Annotated in this window: 15 protein-coding genes; 8 read left to right on the plus strand and 7 right to left on the minus strand. The window is 60.8% G+C overall.

All coding sequences use genetic code 11. From position 1 onward, the window contains the following. Both B5E60_RS00005 and trpS read right to left on the minus strand, forming a co-directional pair. Window positions 1-1,304 (minus strand): chloride channel protein (locus B5E60_RS00005; RefSeq protein WP_087308845.1); only part of this gene is annotated, 1,304 nt, incomplete at its 3' end. A gap of 16 nt (window positions 1,305-1,320) precedes the next feature. Continuing rightward, window positions 1,321-2,451 carry a tryptophan--tRNA ligase gene (gene trpS / locus B5E60_RS00010; RefSeq protein ID WP_087308846.1) on the minus strand — a complete coding sequence of 377 codons (1,131 nt, stop codon included), beginning with the start codon at window positions 2,449-2,451 and terminating at the stop codon, window positions 1,321-1,323. Window positions 2,452-2,597: 146 nt separating this feature from the next. On the opposite strand from trpS, the gene B5E60_RS00015 reads away from it, so the two are divergent. Then, window positions 2,598-3,500, plus strand: coding sequence for a hydrogen peroxide-inducible genes activator (locus B5E60_RS00015; RefSeq protein ID WP_087308847.1), 903 nt, complete (start codon window positions 2,598-2,600; stop codon window positions 3,498-3,500). A 176-nt stretch (window positions 3,501-3,676) separates the two neighbouring features. Here the strand turns inward: B5E60_RS00015 and B5E60_RS00020 are convergent, their stop codons facing one another. Next, entirely contained in the window at window positions 3,677-4,210 is a 534-nt protein-coding gene (locus B5E60_RS00020; protein WP_087308848.1) for a hypothetical protein, read from the minus strand. 176 nt (window positions 4,211-4,386) lie between these two features. Between B5E60_RS00020 and rsfS the strand changes: the two genes are divergently transcribed. The 7 genes from rsfS to ahcY all read left to right on the plus strand — a co-directional run bounded on the left by rsfS (window position 4,387) and on the right by ahcY (window position 11,563). Then, complete coding sequence (gene rsfS, locus B5E60_RS00025; protein ID WP_087308849.1) at window positions 4,387-4,737, plus strand: ribosome silencing factor; 351 nt, start codon at window positions 4,387-4,389, stop codon at window positions 4,735-4,737. 1 nt (window position 4,738) lies between these two features. Beyond that, window positions 4,739-6,892 (plus strand): ATP-dependent zinc metalloprotease FtsH, encoded by a 2,154-nt coding sequence (gene ftsH, locus B5E60_RS00030; RefSeq protein WP_087308850.1) that lies wholly within the window; start codon window positions 4,739-4,741, stop codon window positions 6,890-6,892. Window positions 6,893-6,928: 36 nt separating this feature from the next. After that, window positions 6,929-7,777: a phosphatidate cytidylyltransferase gene (locus B5E60_RS00035; protein ID WP_087308851.1), complete on the plus strand. Its 849-nt coding sequence runs from the start codon at window positions 6,929-6,931 to the stop codon at window positions 7,775-7,777. A 19-nt stretch (window positions 7,778-7,796) separates the two neighbouring features. Then, window positions 7,797-8,474, plus strand: coding sequence for a phosphatidylserine decarboxylase family protein (locus tag B5E60_RS00040; RefSeq protein ID WP_087308852.1), 678 nt, complete (start codon window positions 7,797-7,799; stop codon window positions 8,472-8,474). A 4-nt stretch (window positions 8,475-8,478) separates the two neighbouring features. Further along, a complete protein-coding gene (locus B5E60_RS00045; protein ID WP_087308853.1) occupies window positions 8,479-9,585 on the plus strand; it encodes an AI-2E family transporter in 1,107 nt (368 codons plus the stop codon). Next, entirely contained in the window at window positions 9,585-10,001 is a 417-nt protein-coding gene (locus B5E60_RS00050; protein WP_087308854.1) for a riboflavin kinase, read from the plus strand. Before B5E60_RS00045 ends, B5E60_RS00050 begins: the two co-directional genes overlap by 1 nt. A gap of 152 nt (window positions 10,002-10,153) precedes the next feature. After that, on the plus strand, window positions 10,154-11,563 hold the full coding sequence (ahcY, locus tag B5E60_RS00055; RefSeq protein WP_087308855.1) for an adenosylhomocysteinase: 1,410 nt from the start codon (window positions 10,154-10,156) through the stop codon (window positions 11,561-11,563). A gap of 177 nt (window positions 11,564-11,740) precedes the next feature. Here the strand turns inward: ahcY and B5E60_RS00060 are convergent, their stop codons facing one another. The 4 genes from B5E60_RS00060 to panC form a co-directional block, all read right to left on the minus strand. Next, complete coding sequence (locus B5E60_RS00060; protein WP_204246418.1) at window positions 11,741-14,641, minus strand: M16 family metallopeptidase; 2,901 nt, start codon at window positions 14,639-14,641, stop codon at window positions 11,741-11,743. Window positions 14,642-14,651: 10 nt separating this feature from the next. Continuing rightward, on the minus strand, window positions 14,652-15,164 hold the full coding sequence (locus B5E60_RS00065) for a DUF456 domain-containing protein (RefSeq protein ID WP_087308856.1): 513 nt from the start codon (window positions 15,162-15,164) through the stop codon (window positions 14,652-14,654). A gap of 118 nt (window positions 15,165-15,282) precedes the next feature. Continuing rightward, window positions 15,283-15,642 (minus strand): aspartate 1-decarboxylase, encoded by a 360-nt coding sequence (gene panD, locus B5E60_RS00070; protein ID WP_087308857.1) that lies wholly within the window; start codon window positions 15,640-15,642, stop codon window positions 15,283-15,285. After that, window positions 15,642-16,478: a pantoate--beta-alanine ligase gene (gene panC / locus B5E60_RS00075; RefSeq protein WP_087308858.1), complete on the minus strand. Its 837-nt coding sequence runs from the start codon at window positions 16,476-16,478 to the stop codon at window positions 15,642-15,644. Before panC ends, panD begins: the two co-directional genes overlap by 1 nt. Window positions 16,479-16,617 lie beyond the last annotated feature (139 nt).

Here is a 16,617-nt window from a genome sequence, read left to right on the forward strand (position 1 = left end):
AGGTAGTAGTCGACGGCAAACGAGATGCAGGCCGTGATCATCAGCGGGATGAAGAGGCCGTAACCGTTCGAGAGCTCGGCGATCAGGAAGATCGAGGTCAGCGGGGCGTTCATCACGCCGGACATGACGCCGGCCATGCCCACGAGTGTGAACGAGACGATCGAGACCTCCCAGTGGAACAGCAGATTGCAGATGAGCGCCAGCGAGGCTCCGGTGAAGGCCCCGACGAAAAGCGAGGGGGCGAACGTACCGCCGACACCGCCTGCAGCGTTGGTCGAGGCCATGGCGATGACCTTGAAGAACATCGTGGCGATGACGAAGAGGACGACGACCCAGTCGATGTTGCGGAAGCGGTAGAAGAGCGAGTTGTTGAACAGTTCCTGCTCGTTGCCGTGCATGAGCGAGGTAAACCCTTCGTAGCCTTCGCCGTAGAGGGGCGGGAAGACGAAGATCAGGATGCCGAGGATGGCGCCGCCCAGGATCCACTTCTTGTATTGCCTGTCGATGCGTTTGAAGAGGTCGCCGATGCGGGCGTTCATCGAGGTGAAGTACCAGGCCATCAGACCGCACAGCACGCCGAGGAGGATGAAGAGCGGGATCTGCCACAGTTCGAAGGCATCCTCGGGCGCCAGCGTCACGGCCAGAATGGGGTCAAACCCGCGGAACGTGAAGGCGATCGTCGTGGCGGTGATCGAGGCGATGAGCAGCGGGATGACCGATGCGGCGGTGATGTCGAGCATGAGGATCTCCAGCACGAAGACCACACCGGTGATCGGGGCCTTGAAGATGGCGGCCAGGGCGGCACCGGCGCCGCAGCAGAGCAGCAGCGTGGAGTGTTTGTAGTTGAGGTGCACCAGCCGGCTGATGTTCGAGCCGATGGCGGCTCCGGTCAGCACGATCGGGGCCTCGGGACCGACCGAACCGCCGAATCCGATGGTCGTGGCACCTCCGACGATCGAGGTCCAGCAGTTGTGGGCGGCGATGCGGGAGTTGCGGCTCGACATGGCGTAGAGGACGCGCGTAACGCCTTCGGAGATGTTGTCGCGCACGATGTATCGGACGAACAGCGTGGCCAGGATGATACCCACGGCGGGGTAGATCAGGAAGAGGAAGTGGGCGCTGTCGACCGGGAACCAGTTTGTCAGACCGGTTTTGATGGCGTAGAGCAGCATCTCGAAGAGATAGGTGCCCAGTCCGGCGAGCGCACCGACCACCACCGCCAGCAGCATCATCATCTGGCGGTTTGAAAGACGCCGTGTCAGTTTGAGAAAGGCGGCGTAGATACGGTCGGCGCGGAGTTCCATGCGGCGTACGGCAGGATCAGTGTTTGAGTTTCTCGGCGTACTGGCGGGCCTGTTCGTCGATGAGCTGCTGGTCCTCGAAGTAGTTGATCTTCATGGCGCGGCGCACCTCGGCCAGGGTTTCGGCCGCAGCGGCACGGGCCGTTTCCGAACCTTTGCGCAGCACGTCGTAGACCTCGCCGATGCGGGCCTCGTAGTAGTGGCGACGTTCGCGGATGGGGTTGAGCGTCTCGTTGAGGATCGCGATGAGCAGCCGTTTGACCTTCACGTCGCCCAGACCGCCGCGGCGGTAATGAGCCTTCAACTCGTCGAGCGAGGCGTATTCGGGGAGGTATTTGGCGAAGTGTTCCGGGCGGCTGAAGGCGTCGAGGTAGGTGAAGACCGTGTTGCCCTCGACCTTGCCGGGATCCTCGACGCGCAGGTGGTCGGGATCGGTGTACATGCCCATGACCTTTTTCTTGACCTCGTCGGCCGTATCGGAAAGGTAGATGCAGTTGCCCAGCGACTTGGACATCTTGGCCTTGCCGTCCGTTCCGGGCAGGCGCAGGCAGGCGGCGTTGTCCGGCAGCAGGATTTCGGGCATGGTGAGCGTCTGGCCGTAGACCGAGTTGAATTTGTGGACAATTTCGCGCGTCTGTTCGATCATCGGCTCCTGGTCCTCGCCCACGGGGACGGTCGTGGCCTTGAAGGCGGTGATGTCCGAGGCCTGGCTGATCGGGTAGGTGAAGAATCCGACGGGGATGCCCTGCCGCTGGGTGGTGTCGCCCTCGACGGCCCCTTCGGCGAATCCGCGCAGCTGGATTTCGGCCTTGACGGTGGGGTTCCGCTGCAGGCGCTGCACGGTGACCAGATTCATGTAGTAGAACGACAGTTCGCACAATTCGGGGACCTGCGACTGGATGAAGAGGGTCGACTTTTCGGGATCGAGGCCTACGGAGAGGTAGTCCAACGCCACCTCGATGATATTCTGGCGCACCTTTTCGGGGTTGTCGGCGTTGTCGGTCAGGGCCTGGGCGTCGGCGATCATGATGAATATGCGGTCGAAGAGTCCGGAGTTCTGCAGCTCCACGCGGCGGCGCAGCGAGCCCACGAAGTGTCCCAGATGGAGGCGGCCCGTGGGACGGTCGCCGGTGAGGATGATTTTTGCCATAGCGGTATAACTGTTCTGATCTGAATGGTATTTGGGAGACAAACATACGAAAAACAGCGCGGGGCTTCAAAAAAAAGTTGTAGGATATAGATTAATTTTATATCTTCGTTCTGAGAAATAAATGTCTGTTATAAAAAATACCTGTTATGACAATCATCCAACTCGAGTATCTGTTGGCGGTGGCCAACTGCGGCAGTTTTTCGCAGGCTGCCGAACATTGCTTCGTCACGCAGCCGTCGTTGAGCATGCAGATCAAGTCGCTGGAGGAGGAGTTGGGGGTTGTGCTGCTTGACCGGTCGAAGAAGCCGGTGATTCCGACCGAAGCGGGGGCTGTGGTTTTGGACCGGGCCCAGGAGACGATCAAGGCCTACAACTGCATCCGCGAGGCGGTGGCCGAACTCAAGGGCGAGACGGCCGGCAAGCTGCGTCTGGGCGTGATTCCGACCATTGCGCCCTATCTGCTGCACAAGTTCATTCCGTCGTTCGTGCACGACTACCCGAAGGTGGAGCTGGAGATTTCGGAGATGATCACCTCGGATATCGTCGATGCTTTGAAGCGGGACCGGATCGATGCGGCGCTGGTGGCCAGCGGGACGTGCGGCGAGGGGATCCTCGAGCAGGAGCTCTTCAACGACCGCTTCTACGTCTACGTTTCGCCCGAGAATCCGCTCTACGAACGGCAGAATATCCGCATCGAGGATATCGACCTGAAGGATCTGGTGATTCTGAGCCCGGGCAACTGCATGCGCGACCAGATCATCGAGCTGTGCCAGGCTCGGCGGTCGATGCCTTCGCACTACTCGTTCGAGTCGGGGTCGCTCGATACGCTGATGCGCATCGTCGACTGTACGCCGTGTCTGACGATCATTCCCGAGATGGCTGTCGAGTACATTCCGGCCGAACATCGCGACCAGTTGAAGACCCTCTGCAAGGGGGCCACTTCGCGCAAGATCGCCATTGCTGTCCGGCGCACCTACGTGAAGAGTTCGATCATCAAGGCACTGACCGACACGATTCTGGCGAGCGTCGGGGTGCATCCTCAGGCATAGTTCCGGGAGCCGGCTGCAGGCATGGTCCCGGGGGTCGGCTGCAGGTATGGTTCCGGGGGCCGGCTGCAGGCATGGTCCCGAAGACCGGCCGCAGGCATGGTCCCGAGGGGGGCATTCGGCCGCAGACATAATCTCCGACCGGGTGCGAAGGAGGGAGGTGTTTGTCGGTTGGCGGCTCAGGGTGCGGCCTGCCTGACGGCCGTTCCGGCCCACTCGACCTGCAGGCTGTTTCCGTCCGCACAGTTCAGCGAGATCCGGATGTCGAAGCGATCACCGTTACGGGAGACCGTCAACGATCCTTTGCTGACCACTTCGGCGACGGGGTCTTCATCGTAATCGACCGTGAACCGGTCCGATCCGTCGCGTGCACTTATGTAAAGATAGGGCAGCGGGCGGGTTTGTGATTCGAGCGGGCGGGTCAGGTCGATCGTCTGTCCGCAGAGCGATTCGGAGAGTTCGAACGAGAGATAGAATTCGGGTTCGACAGCCCCCGGAGCTCCTTCCGGTCCGAGAATCAGTATCCCGAGGGTGGCTCCGGTCTCAGCGTCGGCGGGCTCCTCGAGGTAATAGACGCCGTGGACGGTTTCGCTCCGGTCGTTGATCCGGATGGTCCCGACGGGAGTTTCCCGGTCGTTGTCCTTGTCTTTTTTACAGGAGGTCGCAGCAAACAGAATGGCTGCAATGGCAGTCAGTGTGATGATTCGTCTCATGTCTCATTTCGGGTTTTGAGTGGTTTCGTGATGCTCCCGGACAAAGGTAGAAAAAATTCCGGAGAATCGGGTGTCGGGGTGGAAAAGGGGCCTCGTTACGCGATTTTTAACCGGTAATTTTCAAATCTCATTCTCTTTTCATACCTTTGCAAGGTTATAGACATCTATTGGAAATTATGGACAAACTGATCGAAACGATCGTCAGCGCGATTGAAGATAAGAAGGGAAAGAATATTGTATCGTTGGACCTTCGGGGGTTCGACGGTGCAATCTGTTCGTACTTCGTGGTCTGCAACGCCGATTCCACGACGCAGGTGGCGGCCATCGCCGACGGTATTGAGGAGAAGGTGCTTGAGACGCTGGGTGAAAAGGTCTGGCGCATCGAGGGTCAACAGAACGCCGTATGGATTGCCATGGACTATGTGGATGTAGTGGTTCACATCTTCCAGACGGAGCTTCGCAGCTTCTACCGGCTCGAAGAGCTGTGGGCCGACGCCCCGATGGTGAAATACGAATACGAGGAGTAATATGGCACAGAATCAGAACAAACGCAACAATAATCCGAAAATGAACATGCCGCGGCCCTCGCTGCTGTGGGTCTACGGCGTGATTGCGGCGCTGATCGTCGGCTATTACCTGTTCAATCCGTCGAACGACCGGCCGCTCGAGAGCGACTGGTCGACGGTCCGGGAGATGGTCGAGCGGGGCGACGTGACGAAAATCCAGGTCATCAACCGCGACGAGGCGCAGGTCTTCCTTTCGAAGGAGGCCGCCGACCGTTACCGGAACGACTCGGTGGATAAACGCTTCCGCCGACTGCCCGAATCGGGTGCGCAGCTGACCTTTACGATCGGCTCGGTGGATTCGTTCCGCGAGGATCTGCAGGCTGCCGAGGCGCAGTCGGGACAGGATGTTCCGGTCGTCTATCAGAACGAGCGCAACGACTGGACGTCGCTGCTGGTCAACCTGCTGCCGTGGATCCTCATCATCGGCGTATGGATCTTCGTCATGCGTTCGATGGCGCGCGGTGCGGGCGCCGGGGGCGGAGGCGGCATCATGAATGTCGGCAAGGCCAAGGCGCAGGTCTTCGACAAGGACAACTCCAAACGGGTGACATTCAAGGATGTGGCCGGACTGGAGGAGGCCAAGGTCGAGATCATGGAGATCGTCGACTTCCTGAAGAAGGCCGACAAATACAAGGAGCTGGGCGCCAAGATTCCGAAGGGAGCGCTGCTGGTGGGCCCTCCGGGAACGGGCAAGACGCTCCTGGCGAAGGCCGTGGCCGGCGAGGCCAACGTGCCGTTCCTTTCGATCTCGGGTTCGGACTTCGTTGAGATGTTCGTCGGGGTGGGCGCCTCGCGCGTGCGTGACCTCTTCGAACAGGCCAAGCAGAAGGCTCCGTGCATCGTCTTCATCGACGAGATCGACGCCATCGGCCGGGCTCGCGGCAAGAATGCCGGCTTCTCGGGCAACGACGAACGCGAAAATACGCTGAACCAGCTGCTTACGGAGATGGACGGCTTCCAGACCAATACGGGCGTCATCGTGCTGGCGGCGACGAACCGTGCCGATATTCTGGACAAGGCGCTGATGCGCGCCGGACGTTTCGACCGTCAGATCGAGGTGGGACTCCCCGACGTGAAGGAGCGTGAGGAGATCTTCAACGTGCACCTGCGTCCGCTGAAACTCGATCCGCAGCTCGACCGCTCGTTCCTGGCGCGCCAGACCCCGGGCTTCTCGGGTGCCGACATCGCCAACGTCTGCAACGAGGCGGCGCTGATTGCGGCCCGTCACAACAAGAAATTCATCTCGAAGGAGGACTTCCTGGCCGCCATCGACCGCATCGTGGGCGGTCTGGAGCGCAAGAACAAGATCATCACCGACGACGAGAAGCGCGTGATCGCCTACCACGAGGCGGGCCACGCCACGGTGAGCTGGATTCTGGAGAACGCCAGCCCGCTGATCAAGGTGACGATCATCCCGCGCGGCAAGGCGCTCGGAGCGGCGTGGTACCTGCCCGAGGAACGTCAGATCACCACGCGCGAGCAGATGATGGACGAACTGGCCGCCACGCTGGGCGGCCGCGTCTCGGAGCAGCTGACCTTCGGCGAAGTGTCGACCGGTGCGCTGAACGATCTGGAGCGCGTGACCAAACAGGCCTACGCCATGGTGGCCTACTACGGCATGAGCGACCAGGTGGGGACGCTCTCCTACTACGATTCGACGGGCCAGAGCGACATGTCTTTCACGAAACCCTACTCCGAGGAGACGGCCCGGCAGATCGACGCCGAGGCGCGCCGGGTGATCAGCGAGGCCTACCGCATGGCCGAGAAGGTGCTCAAGGAGCACAAGGAGGGGTTGAAGGAGCTGGCCGAACTGCTGTTGCAGCGCGAGGTGGTCTTCACGGAGGATGTGGAGCGGATCTTCGGCAAGCGGAAGAAGGATATCGAGCGCGAACGCCGTGAGGCGGAGGCCAAGGCCAAGGCTGCGGAGGGTACGGCTCCGGCTGCTGCGACGGATTCGACCGCGGCTGCAAGCGGAGCGGCTTCGTCCGAAACGGCAGCACAGGGAGCGGCTGCGGAGAAGCCGGCAACGGCTGCTGATACGGCCGCCACGACGGACACCGCGGCATCGGATGCCGCGACGAAGGGTCCGGAGCATCCGGCCTCGGGAGAGAAATAAGCGGAACAACCTGTAACGACCTGACTACTGAAACCGATGAACGAAAAACTGAAGAATCTGCTGGTCCGAACGTTGAGCGGAGCGGTCCTTGCCGTGGTTGTCCTGGGGGCCATTGCGTGGTCACAATGGAGTTTCGGCGCGTTGCTGGCGCTGTTGCTGATCGTGGGAATGCGTGAATTCTACACCCTGACCGAGGCGCGGGGAGCGGCTCCGCAACGGATCGTCGGTCTGGTTGCGGGGTTGGTGCTGCTGGCGCTGAATTTCGCCGTCGTATGCGACGACATCCAGATTCTGGGGAGTGCCAACCGGACCTTTGCCTTCGGCATGGCCTTTCTGCTGTTGCTGCTTCCGGTGATGTTCATCTGCGAACTCTTCCGCCGCCGGGAGAATCCCGCGGTCAATATCGCCACCACATTGCTGGGGGTCGTTTACGTGGCGCTTCCCTTCTCGCTGATGTGCTATTTCCCGATCATCGCCAGCGAGGAGTGGAGTCCCGGCGTGATGATGTTCTACATCTTCATCATCTGGGCCAACGACGTCTTCGCCTATCTGGTGGGGATGAGTCTGGGACGGCACCGCCTCTGCGAACGCCTCTCGCCCAAGAAATCGTGGGAGGGCTTCTTCGGGGGCGTCATCGGTGCCATGGCTATGGGACTGGTTGCGGCATGGGCGCTCAAGGGCAACTATGCGGCATGGGCCGGACTGGCCTTCGTGGCCTCGATCACCGGCGTATTGGGCGATCTGGTGGAGTCGATGTTCAAGCGGGCGGCCGGCGTCAAGGATTCCGGTCGGCTGATCCCCGGCCACGGCGGTGTGCTCGACCGTTTCGATGCCGAACTGCTTTCGGCGCCGTTCGTCTTCGTCTATATGCTTTATGTGATGTAACTCCAAATCGTACCGAAATATGAGAATCAACAAGGAAGGATACAAGATCATCGGAGTTTCGGGCGCCGTGTGCCTGCTGATCTGGTGGCTCTTCTACCGGATGCTGGTCAACGAGTCGGGCACGGCTCTGCTGTGGGGCGGGACGATCTTCCTGCTGCTCTTCTGGTTCTTCATCGTGGCCTTTTTCCGCGAGCCGCGTCGGGTCCGCATCCACGACAACGATCTGGTCTTCGCACCGTGCGACGGCCGTGTGGTGGTGACCGAGGTGGTGCGCGAGAACGAGTACCTCCAGGAGGAGATGATGCAGATCTCGATCTTCATGTCGATCACCAACGTCCACATGAACTGGGTGCCCGTCGGGGGCGAGGTGGAGTATTTCAAATACCATCCGGGCCGTTTTCTGGTGGCGTGGCACCCGAAGTCGTCGACCGAGAACGAACGGACGACCACGGTGGTGCGGATGCCCTCGGGCCAGCGGGTGCTGTTCCGCCAGATTGCGGGGCTCATCGCACGGCGGATCGTCTCCTACATGAAGGTGGGCCATCAGGTGGAGCAGAACAGCGTCTGCGGCTTCATCAAGTTCGGATCGCGCATCGACGTGCTGGTTCCGAAGGACAGCGAACTGCTGGTGGAGATCGGCGATCCGACAATCGGTTCGCAGACGCCGATCGCCCGTCTGCGCAAGGTGGAGGAGTAGAGCCATGAAGACGACGCCACAGACGGTTCTGAAGTTCATCGTGGGTGCGGTCATCGTCACGGCCGTGCTCTTTCTGGTGTGGTACTTCTCGTCGATCGTCGTCTATATACTGGTATCGGCCGTTCTGGCCGTCATGGGGCGACCGCTGGTGAAGCGGCTGTCGGATCTTCGCATCCGGGGCTGGCGGGTTCCGCGCTGGCTGGCGGCGCTGGTGACGCTCGTGGTGATCTGGGCGATCTTCGCGGCCTGCTTTTCGCTCTTCGTGCCGCTGGTCTTCAACAAGATCAACCAGTTTGCCCATGTGGACTTCACGGTCGTCATGTCGAGCATCAGCGAACCCGTAGCGCGGGCGCAGCATGATCTGCAGCGCCTCTTCGCCCTGCCCGAGAGCACCTTCTCGCTCTCCGATGAGCTGACGACGGCCATGCGTCAGATCATCGACCTCGATTCGTTGAACCGTCTCTTCTCGTCGGTCATCGGCGTGGTGGTCTCGCTGGTCATCGCCGTCTTCTCGATCTCGTTCATCACCTTCTTCTTCCTCAAGGAGGAGGGGCTCTTCTACGCCATGGTCACGGCGGTCTTCCCCGAACACTACCACGAAAATATCACCCGCGCACTGGATTCGGTGACGCTGCTGCTGGGCCGCTACTTCACGGGCATCCTCACGGAGAGCCTGCTGCTGATGATTGCCGTCTCGCTGGTGATGATGGCCTTCGGGATGACGATGGCCGATGCGGCCTTCATCGGGCTGATCATGGGGGCGATGAATGTCGTGCCCTACGCCGGACCGCTGATCGGCGGCATTCTGTCGGTGCTGGTGGGTATCGTGACGCCGATCGAGGGGATGCCCGTCGGGCATACGGTGCTGGTGATCGTCTGCACGCTGCTGGTCATCAAGGGAATGGATGACTTCATCCTCCAGCCGACGCTCTACTCGAAGCGGGTCAAGGCCCATCCGCTGGAGGTCTTTCTGGTGATCCTGATTGCCGGATCGCTGGCCGGGATTCTGGGCATGCTGCTGGCCATCCCCTCGTATACGGTGCTGCGGGTCTTCGCCAAGGAGTTCTTCTCGCAGTTCAGCCTGGTGCGCAAACTGACCGAAAAGATCTGATGGAACGGGTGGTGATCGAAGGGGTGGTGGAGCATGGACGGCGCCTGGGCCGGGAGTTGGGCTTTCCGACGGCCAATCTGGCCGTGGCGGCGGACCTTCCGCTGACGGATGGGGTCTATCGCTCGCGGGTCGAGATCGACGGCCGCTGGTACGACGCCATGTCGAACCTGGGTTGCAACCCTTCGGTGGGGGGATCGGAACGCCGCCTCGAGACCCATGTCTTCGACCTGACGGAGTCGCTCTACGGACGCCGCCTGCGGGTCGAACTCGTGGAGAAGATCCGCGACGAACGGCGTTTTGCCACGGTGGAGGAGCTCCGCGAACAGATCGCCCGCGACCGGGAGCGGATCCTCGAGCTGATCGCCGCCGAGGGGGCCGCCGAGAGGACCGCCGAGGGGGCCGCCGAAAGGGTCTGAATGGCCGCCTGGGGGCTGCCGTGGGGGATGACCGAGGAAGTTGAATAGCCGCTGCGGGGGGGGGAGACGAAGGAGAAATAATGCGGTTGCGACTGCGGCGGAGGCTGCGGTACGGCGACCGAAACGGATACAACACTTAAAATTGAAACGATATGTTTTTGGACACAACGCTTCCCTATAAGGTAGCCGACCTGTCGCTGGCCGAGTGGGGACGCAAGGAGATCGAGATCTCCGAGCACGAAATGCCGGGCCTGATGGCCGTACGACGCAAATATGGCCCCAAGAAACCGCTGAAAGGGGTCCGCATCATGGGCTCGCTACACATGACGATCCAGACGGCGGTGCTGATCGAGACGCTCGTCGAACTGGGCGCCGAGGTACGCTGGTGCTCGTGCAACATCTTCTCGACGCAGGACCACGCCGCGGCGGCCATCGCCAAGGAGGGGATTCCGGTCTTCGCCTGGAAGGGCGAGACCCTGCCCGAGTACTGGTGGTGCACGGCCATGGCGATGTCGTTCCCGGGCGGCAAGGGCCCGCAGCTGGTTGTCGACGACGGAGGCGATGCCACGCTGCTGATCCACAAGGGCTTCAAGGCCGAAAACGACGCCTCGACGCTTGACTGTGCCCCCTCGTCCTATGAGGAGGAGGTGATCCTCTCGACGCTCCGGCAGGTACTGGCCGAGGATCCGCAGAAATGGCACCGCACGGTGGCCGAGTGGAAGGGCGTGAGCGAGGAGACCACGACGGGTGTACACCGCCTCTACCAGATGCAGGCTGCCGGCGAACTGCTTGTTCCGGCCATCAACGTCAACGATTCGTGCACCAAGTCGAAGTTTGACAACCTCTATGGCTGCCGTGAATCGCTGGCCGACGGCATCAAGCGCGCCACGGACGTCATGATCGCCGGCAAGGTGGTAGTCGTGTGTGGCTACGGCGACGTGGGCAAGGGTTGCGCACGCTCGATGCGCTCGTACGGCGCACGGGTAATCGTCACGGAGATCGACCCGATCTGCGCACTGCAGGCCGCCATGGAGGGCTTCGAGGTGAAGACCGTCGAGAGCGCCCTGGCCGAGGGCAACATCTACGTCACCTGCACGGGCAACTGCGACATCATCACGCTCGAACACATGGAGCGGATGCGTGACCAGGCAATTGTCTGCAACATCGGCCACTTCGACAACGAGATCCAGATGGCGCGACTGGAGAAGTCCGATGCCGTGAAGACGAACATCAAGCCGCAGGTCGACAAGTACACCTTCCCCGACGGCCACTCGATCTTCATCCTGGCCGAGGGACGACTGGTCAACCTGGGCTGCGCCACGGGGCATCCGTCGTTCGTCATGTCGAACTCCTTCACGAACCAGTGCCTGGCCCAGATGGAGCTGTGGCAGGAGGATCTGAAGGTGGATGTCTACCGCCTGCCGAAACACCTCGACGAGGAGGTGGCACGCCTCCACCTGGACAACCTGGGCGTCGAGCTGACCCACCTGACGCAGAAACAGGCCGACTACATCGGCGTACCGGTCGAGGGTCCCTACAAGGCCGAGCACTACCGCTATTGATGCGGCGGCGGAGCGATCCGTAGCATACGGGACGGCGCAGATCCTCGGACAGGGTTTGCGCCGTTTTCTGTTCCGGACAGGAGATGAAAAATCCCCGGAGGCCGCAGCCTTCGGGGATTTTCCGTAAGTTGGTGACGGGGCGGCTTGGCACCGGCCGTCGGAATGATGCCCTGCGGATCAATATCCGAAGAGCTCCTCCTGCGAAACGGTGGTGATGGGGCCGAGCGTCTTGAGGAAGTTCAGGTCGAGATCCTGAATGTTGCCCAGAATACCGTAGGTGTAGGGGCGATCCTTGACCCATTTCTGCTGGGCGGCTTTCACGTCGTCGAGCGTCATCGACTGCACCTTCTCGAAGATCTGCCGGTTGCGGTCCTCCGTAAGTCCCAGACGGCGCAGGGCAACGTAGGAGTTCAGCACATGGCCCCCCGTGGTGCGATCGGTGCGCAGACGGGTCAGGATGGCGTCCTTGGCGATCTGGAAGGCGGCCTGCGATTCGGGCATCTGGTTGATGATCTCGTCGAAGGCCTCGATGGCGGTCTTCATCTTGTCGTTCTGTGTGGCGATGAAGGCGATGTAGCTGTAGCTCGCGTCGGCGAAAGCGGGCGTCGCGAGGAAAGCCTGGGCCGTGTAGGCCAGACCGCGGGCTTCGCGCATCTCCTGGAAGCAGATCGAGTTCATGCTGCCGCCGAAATATTCATTGTAGAGCGTGATCTCGGGATCGGTCTTCACGTCGAAGGCCTCGCCGCGGTTCGAGTACTGCAGGTAGTAGAGCTGATTGGCATCGTACTGGGCCAGCACGACGCTGCTCTTGTCCGTACGCAGCATCTGCGCGTGGTTCTCCTCGAGGGGCCCGAGAACGTCGGCCGCCTTGTGGTAGTCGGCCAGACATTTTTTGGTGTCGGGCTCGGTCATCGGGCCGTAGTAGAAGATCTCGTGGCTCTTGTTCAACAGCTCCTGAACGCTGGCGATGAGTTCCTCCGAGCTGAGGGCCTGCAACTGTTCGTTGGTCAGCGTCGTGCGGCGGATGTACTCCTTGCCGTAGAACATGTAGCGCTGCAGGGCGGCGAAGTTCCTCGACTGGCTGAGTTTGGCGTCGGCGCGCGACTTGATCATGTCCTGCTTGAGGTTCTCGAGGATGGCCTCGTCGGCCTCGGCACCGGCGATCAGCCCCTCGACGATCTGCATGGCCTTGGGCATGTTTTCGCTCAGACCCGCGATCGTGATGGTGCTCAGGTTGCCGCCGGCGTACATCTTGAAGGAGCAGGCGATGTCGTACATCTCTGAGGCGATCTGCTCGGCCGACATGGCTTCGGTTCCGAGGTAGCTCAGGTAGTCGAAGGCCAGTCCGAGGGCGGGATCGTTCTCGGTACCCTTGTTGAAGACATACTGCAGTTCGAAGATATCGTTCAACTCGTTCTTCTTGTAGAGAACGTGGATTCCCTCGCGCAGGTCGAACTGCGACATCTCCTTCTGATAGTCGACGAATACCGGCTCGATGGGCTTCACGGGGGTATTCTGGATCTCGGTCAGGAAGGCGCTCTGCTTGTCACGGTTCGTGACGATGGGGGTGATCTTCGGGGCGGCGATCTTCTGTACGCTCTTGTCCTCGCCCTCACGCTTGTAGACGATGGCATAGCTTTCGGGGCCGAGGTACTTGTTGGCCCAGTCGACGACGTCCTGCTTGGTGATTCGGGCCATGCGGTCGAGTTGTGCCACCTCGTCGGCCCAGTCGGTCCCGGCGATGAACGACTGCACGTACATGTCGGCGCGCGAGTCGTTGTTCTCAAGGGCGCGCATCATGTAGAGCTTGAAGTTGTTGATCGAGGCCTGGATGAGCTCCTCGTCGAAATCGCCCGAGCGGAGCTTGGCCACTTCGCCCAGCAGCAGGTCGCGGACCTCTTCGAGCGACTGTCCGGCCTTGGGGCTTCCGCCGAGCAGGAAGGTGCTGTAGTCGGGCTGGCTCGAGTAGCCGCCGTAAGCGGAGAGGACCTTCTGCTGCTGGTTGAGATCCAGGTCGATCAGGCCGGCCTGTCCGTTGTTGAGAATGGCGCTGGCAATCTGGGCCACGTCGTTCGGGTCGGACGACGAGCCCGGCAGCCGCCAACCCATCAGGACGTTGGCCGCCTCCAGCCCGTAGACCTCGCGCACGATGGGTTCCGTAATGGGCTCTTCGGGCTGGAACTCCAGCTTGGGCAGATTCTCGTTGGGCTGCATGTCGCCGAAGTACTTGTCGATGGTGGCGATCACCTCGTCGGGATTCAGATCACCCGACAGACAGATCGCCATGTTGTTCGGGACGTAGTAGGTCTTGTGGTAATTCTTGACGTTGGTGATCGAGGGGTTCTTCAGGTGCTCCTGCGTACCGAGCACGGTCTGCGTACCGTAGGGGTGGTGGGGGAACAATGCGGCATCGAGCGCCTCCCAGACCTTGCGGTTATCCTTCGTCAGGGACATGTTCTTCTCCTCGTAGATGGTCTCCAGCTCGGTGTGGAAGCCGCGGATCACGGGGTTGCGGAAGCGGTCGGCCTCGATCTTCGCCCAGTTTTCGACCTCGTTCGAAGGGATATCCTCGACGTAGACGGTCATATCCTGCGACGTGTAGGCGTTGGTTCCGTTGGCGCCGATGGCGGCCATCAGCTTGTCGTACTCGTTCGGGATGGCGAGTTTCGAGGCTTCGTAGCTGATCGAGTCGATGCGGCGGTAGATGGTCTCCCGTTCGACTTCGTCCTCGGTCTGGCGGTAGACCTCGAAGAGCTGTTCGATCTCGTCGAGCATCGGCTTCTCGGCGGCGTAGTCCGAGGTTCCGAAGTTGGGCGTGCCCTTGAACATGAGGTGTTCGAAGTAGTGGGCCAGACCGGTGGTTTCGGCGGGGTCGTTCTTGCCGCCGACGCGCACGGCGATGTAGGTCTGGATACGGGGCGTCTCCTTGTTGACGCTCATGTAGACCTTCAGACCGTTGGGGAGGGTGTAGATCCGGGTGTTCATCGGATCTCCTTCGACCGTTTCGTACTTGTACTTGCTGCACGACGCGGCGAGCAGCGTCAGGATGACGACGGTCAGAGCCAGTAGTTTTTTCATAATATTTGATTTAGAAAACGTTAGCAACCCAGTTTCGCAGCGTGGGCCACGTGTCGACCAGGATATGGATGAAGATGCCGATCGAGGCGATGAGCTTCAGTCCGGTTCCGACGATGAACGAGAGGAACGACCCGCAGCCGACGACCAGTGCCTTGGCGAAGTCCCGGCGGTCGTTGATCAGCTCGCCGACGACGGCGCCGAGGAAGGGGCCGAGGATGATCCCGATGGGGGGCAGGAGGAAGAATCCGACGAAGATGCCGACCGTGGCGCCGATTGATCCGGCGCGCGAACCGCCGAAACGTTTGGTCATCCAGGCGGGGAGGAAGTAGTCGGCCGCGCTGACGGCCACGCAGACGGCGAGCCAGATCCAGATGGCGGCGGCCCCCATCTGCGACCAGGAGGTGAAGTAGGCACAGAGCAACCCCGCGTAGGAGAGGATGGTTCCCGGCAGGGCCGGGACGATACATCCGGCGATGCCCAGGATGGCCAGTACGAAGGCGCTTATCGACAAAGTAATATCCATGGTAGGAGGCGGGTAGTCCGATGGAGACAAAGATAGGACTAAAAATGGAAAAATCTCCCATTCGAGGGAGATTTTTCGAATTTTGGCGGCGCTGGAGTCCGTTTTGCCGTATGTCGGACTATTCGACGAGCCGGTTGGTTGCCGTGTCGGGGAAGATGACCCAGGGACGGAACTGCTTGGCATCCTCGAAATCCATCAGGGCGTAGGAGGCGATGATGATGATGTCGCCGACCTGTACGCGGCGGGCTGCGGCGCCGTTCAGGCAGATGCAGCCGCTGTTGCGGGGGCCCTTGATGATGTAGGTTTCGAATCGTTCGCCGTTGTTGTTGTCCATGATCTGGACCTTTTCACCCTCGATCATGTTGGCGGCCTCGAGCAGCGCCTCGTCGATGGTGATACTGCCCACGTAGTTGAGATCGGCCTGCGTGACCGTCACACGGTGGATCTTCGATTTGATGACTTCGATCTGGAATTTCATTATCGGATACGGATGTTGTCGATTAAACGGATATCACCGGCCTGTACGGCGATGCAGCCCTGAATGCGGTCGCAGTCGTTCCAGCTGTGGACCTCCTGCATCGTGCGGGCGTCGACCGACTGGTAGTAGATGACCTTGAGCAGGGGATTGCTCTCGACCTCATGCACGACCCACTCCCTGAGGGCCTGGGGGTCGAGCGTCTTCGACATCCCGATGGCCTTGCGGAGCGTGGCGTAGATATGGGGAGCCGCGGCGCGGTGGGGGGCATCGAGCAGCTGGTTGCGCGACGAGAGGGCCAGTCCGTCCTCACCGCGGACGATGGGGCACTCGACGATCTGAACGGACAGACGGAGCTGCTCGACCATGGCGCGGATGACGGCGATCTGCTGGAAGTCCTTTTCGCCGAAGTAGGCGCGGGCCGGGCGTACGATGTCGAACAGGCGGCTGACGACCTGGGCCACGCCGTTGAAGTGTCCGGGGCGCGTGGCGCCCTCCATGACCTTGTCGATCTGACCGAAATCGAACTGGCGGGTATCGGGTTCGGGGTAGATCTCCTCGACCGAGGGCATCAGGACGAAGTCGGCGCCTGCGTCGCGCAGCAGCGCCTCGTCGGCCTCCGGGGTGCGGGGGTAGTGTTTCAGATCGTTTTTGTCGTTGAACTGCGTGGGGTTGACGAAAACGCTGACGACAACGGTCTTGTTTTCACGCCGGGCTCGTTCGACCAGCGAGCGGTGACCTGCGTGGAGGGCACCCATCGTGGGAACGAATCCGATCCCGGACTGCTCCGTGCGATCGAGTTCGGCGCGAAGCTCTTTGACACTGGTAAATACTTTCATCTCTTTCGAATGAATGGTCTCACTCAGAAAATGAATTCGTTTCACTCCGAAACGGATTGCGGGGCAAAGGTAGAAATTCCCGCAGACATAACGAAGGAAAATTTCAAAAAATGCACTATCTTTGGCGGAAACTAACGCC

The sequence above is a fragment of the Alistipes sp. An116 genome, from assembly GCF_002161005.1.
Lineage (GTDB): Bacteria > Bacteroidota > Bacteroidia > Bacteroidales > Rikenellaceae > Alistipes > Alistipes megaguti.

Bases quoted from the DNA above. Each gene is read 5' to 3' on its own strand.
- ftsH (WP_087308850.1), top strand. From the start codon at position 4,739: ATGGCACAGAATCAGAACAAACGCAACAATAATCCGAAAATGAACATG.
- B5E60_RS00045 (WP_087308853.1), top strand. From the start codon at position 8,479: ATGAAGACGACGCCACAGACGGTTCTGAAGTTCATCGTGGGTGCGGTC.
- panC (WP_087308858.1), bottom strand. From the start codon at position 16,478: ATGAAAGTATTTACCAGTGTCAAAGAGCTTCGCGCCGAACTCGATCGC.
- B5E60_RS00015 (WP_087308847.1), top strand. From the start codon at position 2,598: ATGACAATCATCCAACTCGAGTATCTGTTGGCGGTGGCCAACTGCGGC.
- rsfS (WP_087308849.1), top strand. From the start codon at position 4,387: ATGGACAAACTGATCGAAACGATCGTCAGCGCGATTGAAGATAAGAAG.
- trpS (WP_087308846.1), bottom strand. From the start codon at position 2,451: ATGGCAAAAATCATCCTCACCGGCGACCGTCCCACGGGCCGCCTCCAT.
- panD (WP_087308857.1), bottom strand. From the start codon at position 15,642: ATGAAATTCCAGATCGAAGTCATCAAATCGAAGATCCACCGTGTGACG.
- B5E60_RS00050 (WP_087308854.1), top strand. From the start codon at position 9,585: ATGGAACGGGTGGTGATCGAAGGGGTGGTGGAGCATGGACGGCGCCTG.
- B5E60_RS00020 (WP_087308848.1), bottom strand. From the start codon at position 4,210: ATGAGACGAATCATCACACTGACTGCCATTGCAGCCATTCTGTTTGCT.
- ahcY (WP_087308855.1), top strand. From the start codon at position 10,154: ATGTTTTTGGACACAACGCTTCCCTATAAGGTAGCCGACCTGTCGCTG.
- B5E60_RS00035 (WP_087308851.1), top strand. From the start codon at position 6,929: ATGAACGAAAAACTGAAGAATCTGCTGGTCCGAACGTTGAGCGGAGCG.
- B5E60_RS00060 (WP_204246418.1), bottom strand. From the start codon at position 14,641: ATGAAAAAACTACTGGCTCTGACCGTCGTCATCCTGACGCTGCTCGCC.
- B5E60_RS00040 (WP_087308852.1), top strand. From the start codon at position 7,797: ATGAGAATCAACAAGGAAGGATACAAGATCATCGGAGTTTCGGGCGCC.
- B5E60_RS00065 (WP_087308856.1), bottom strand. From the start codon at position 15,164: ATGGATATTACTTTGTCGATAAGCGCCTTCGTACTGGCCATCCTGGGC.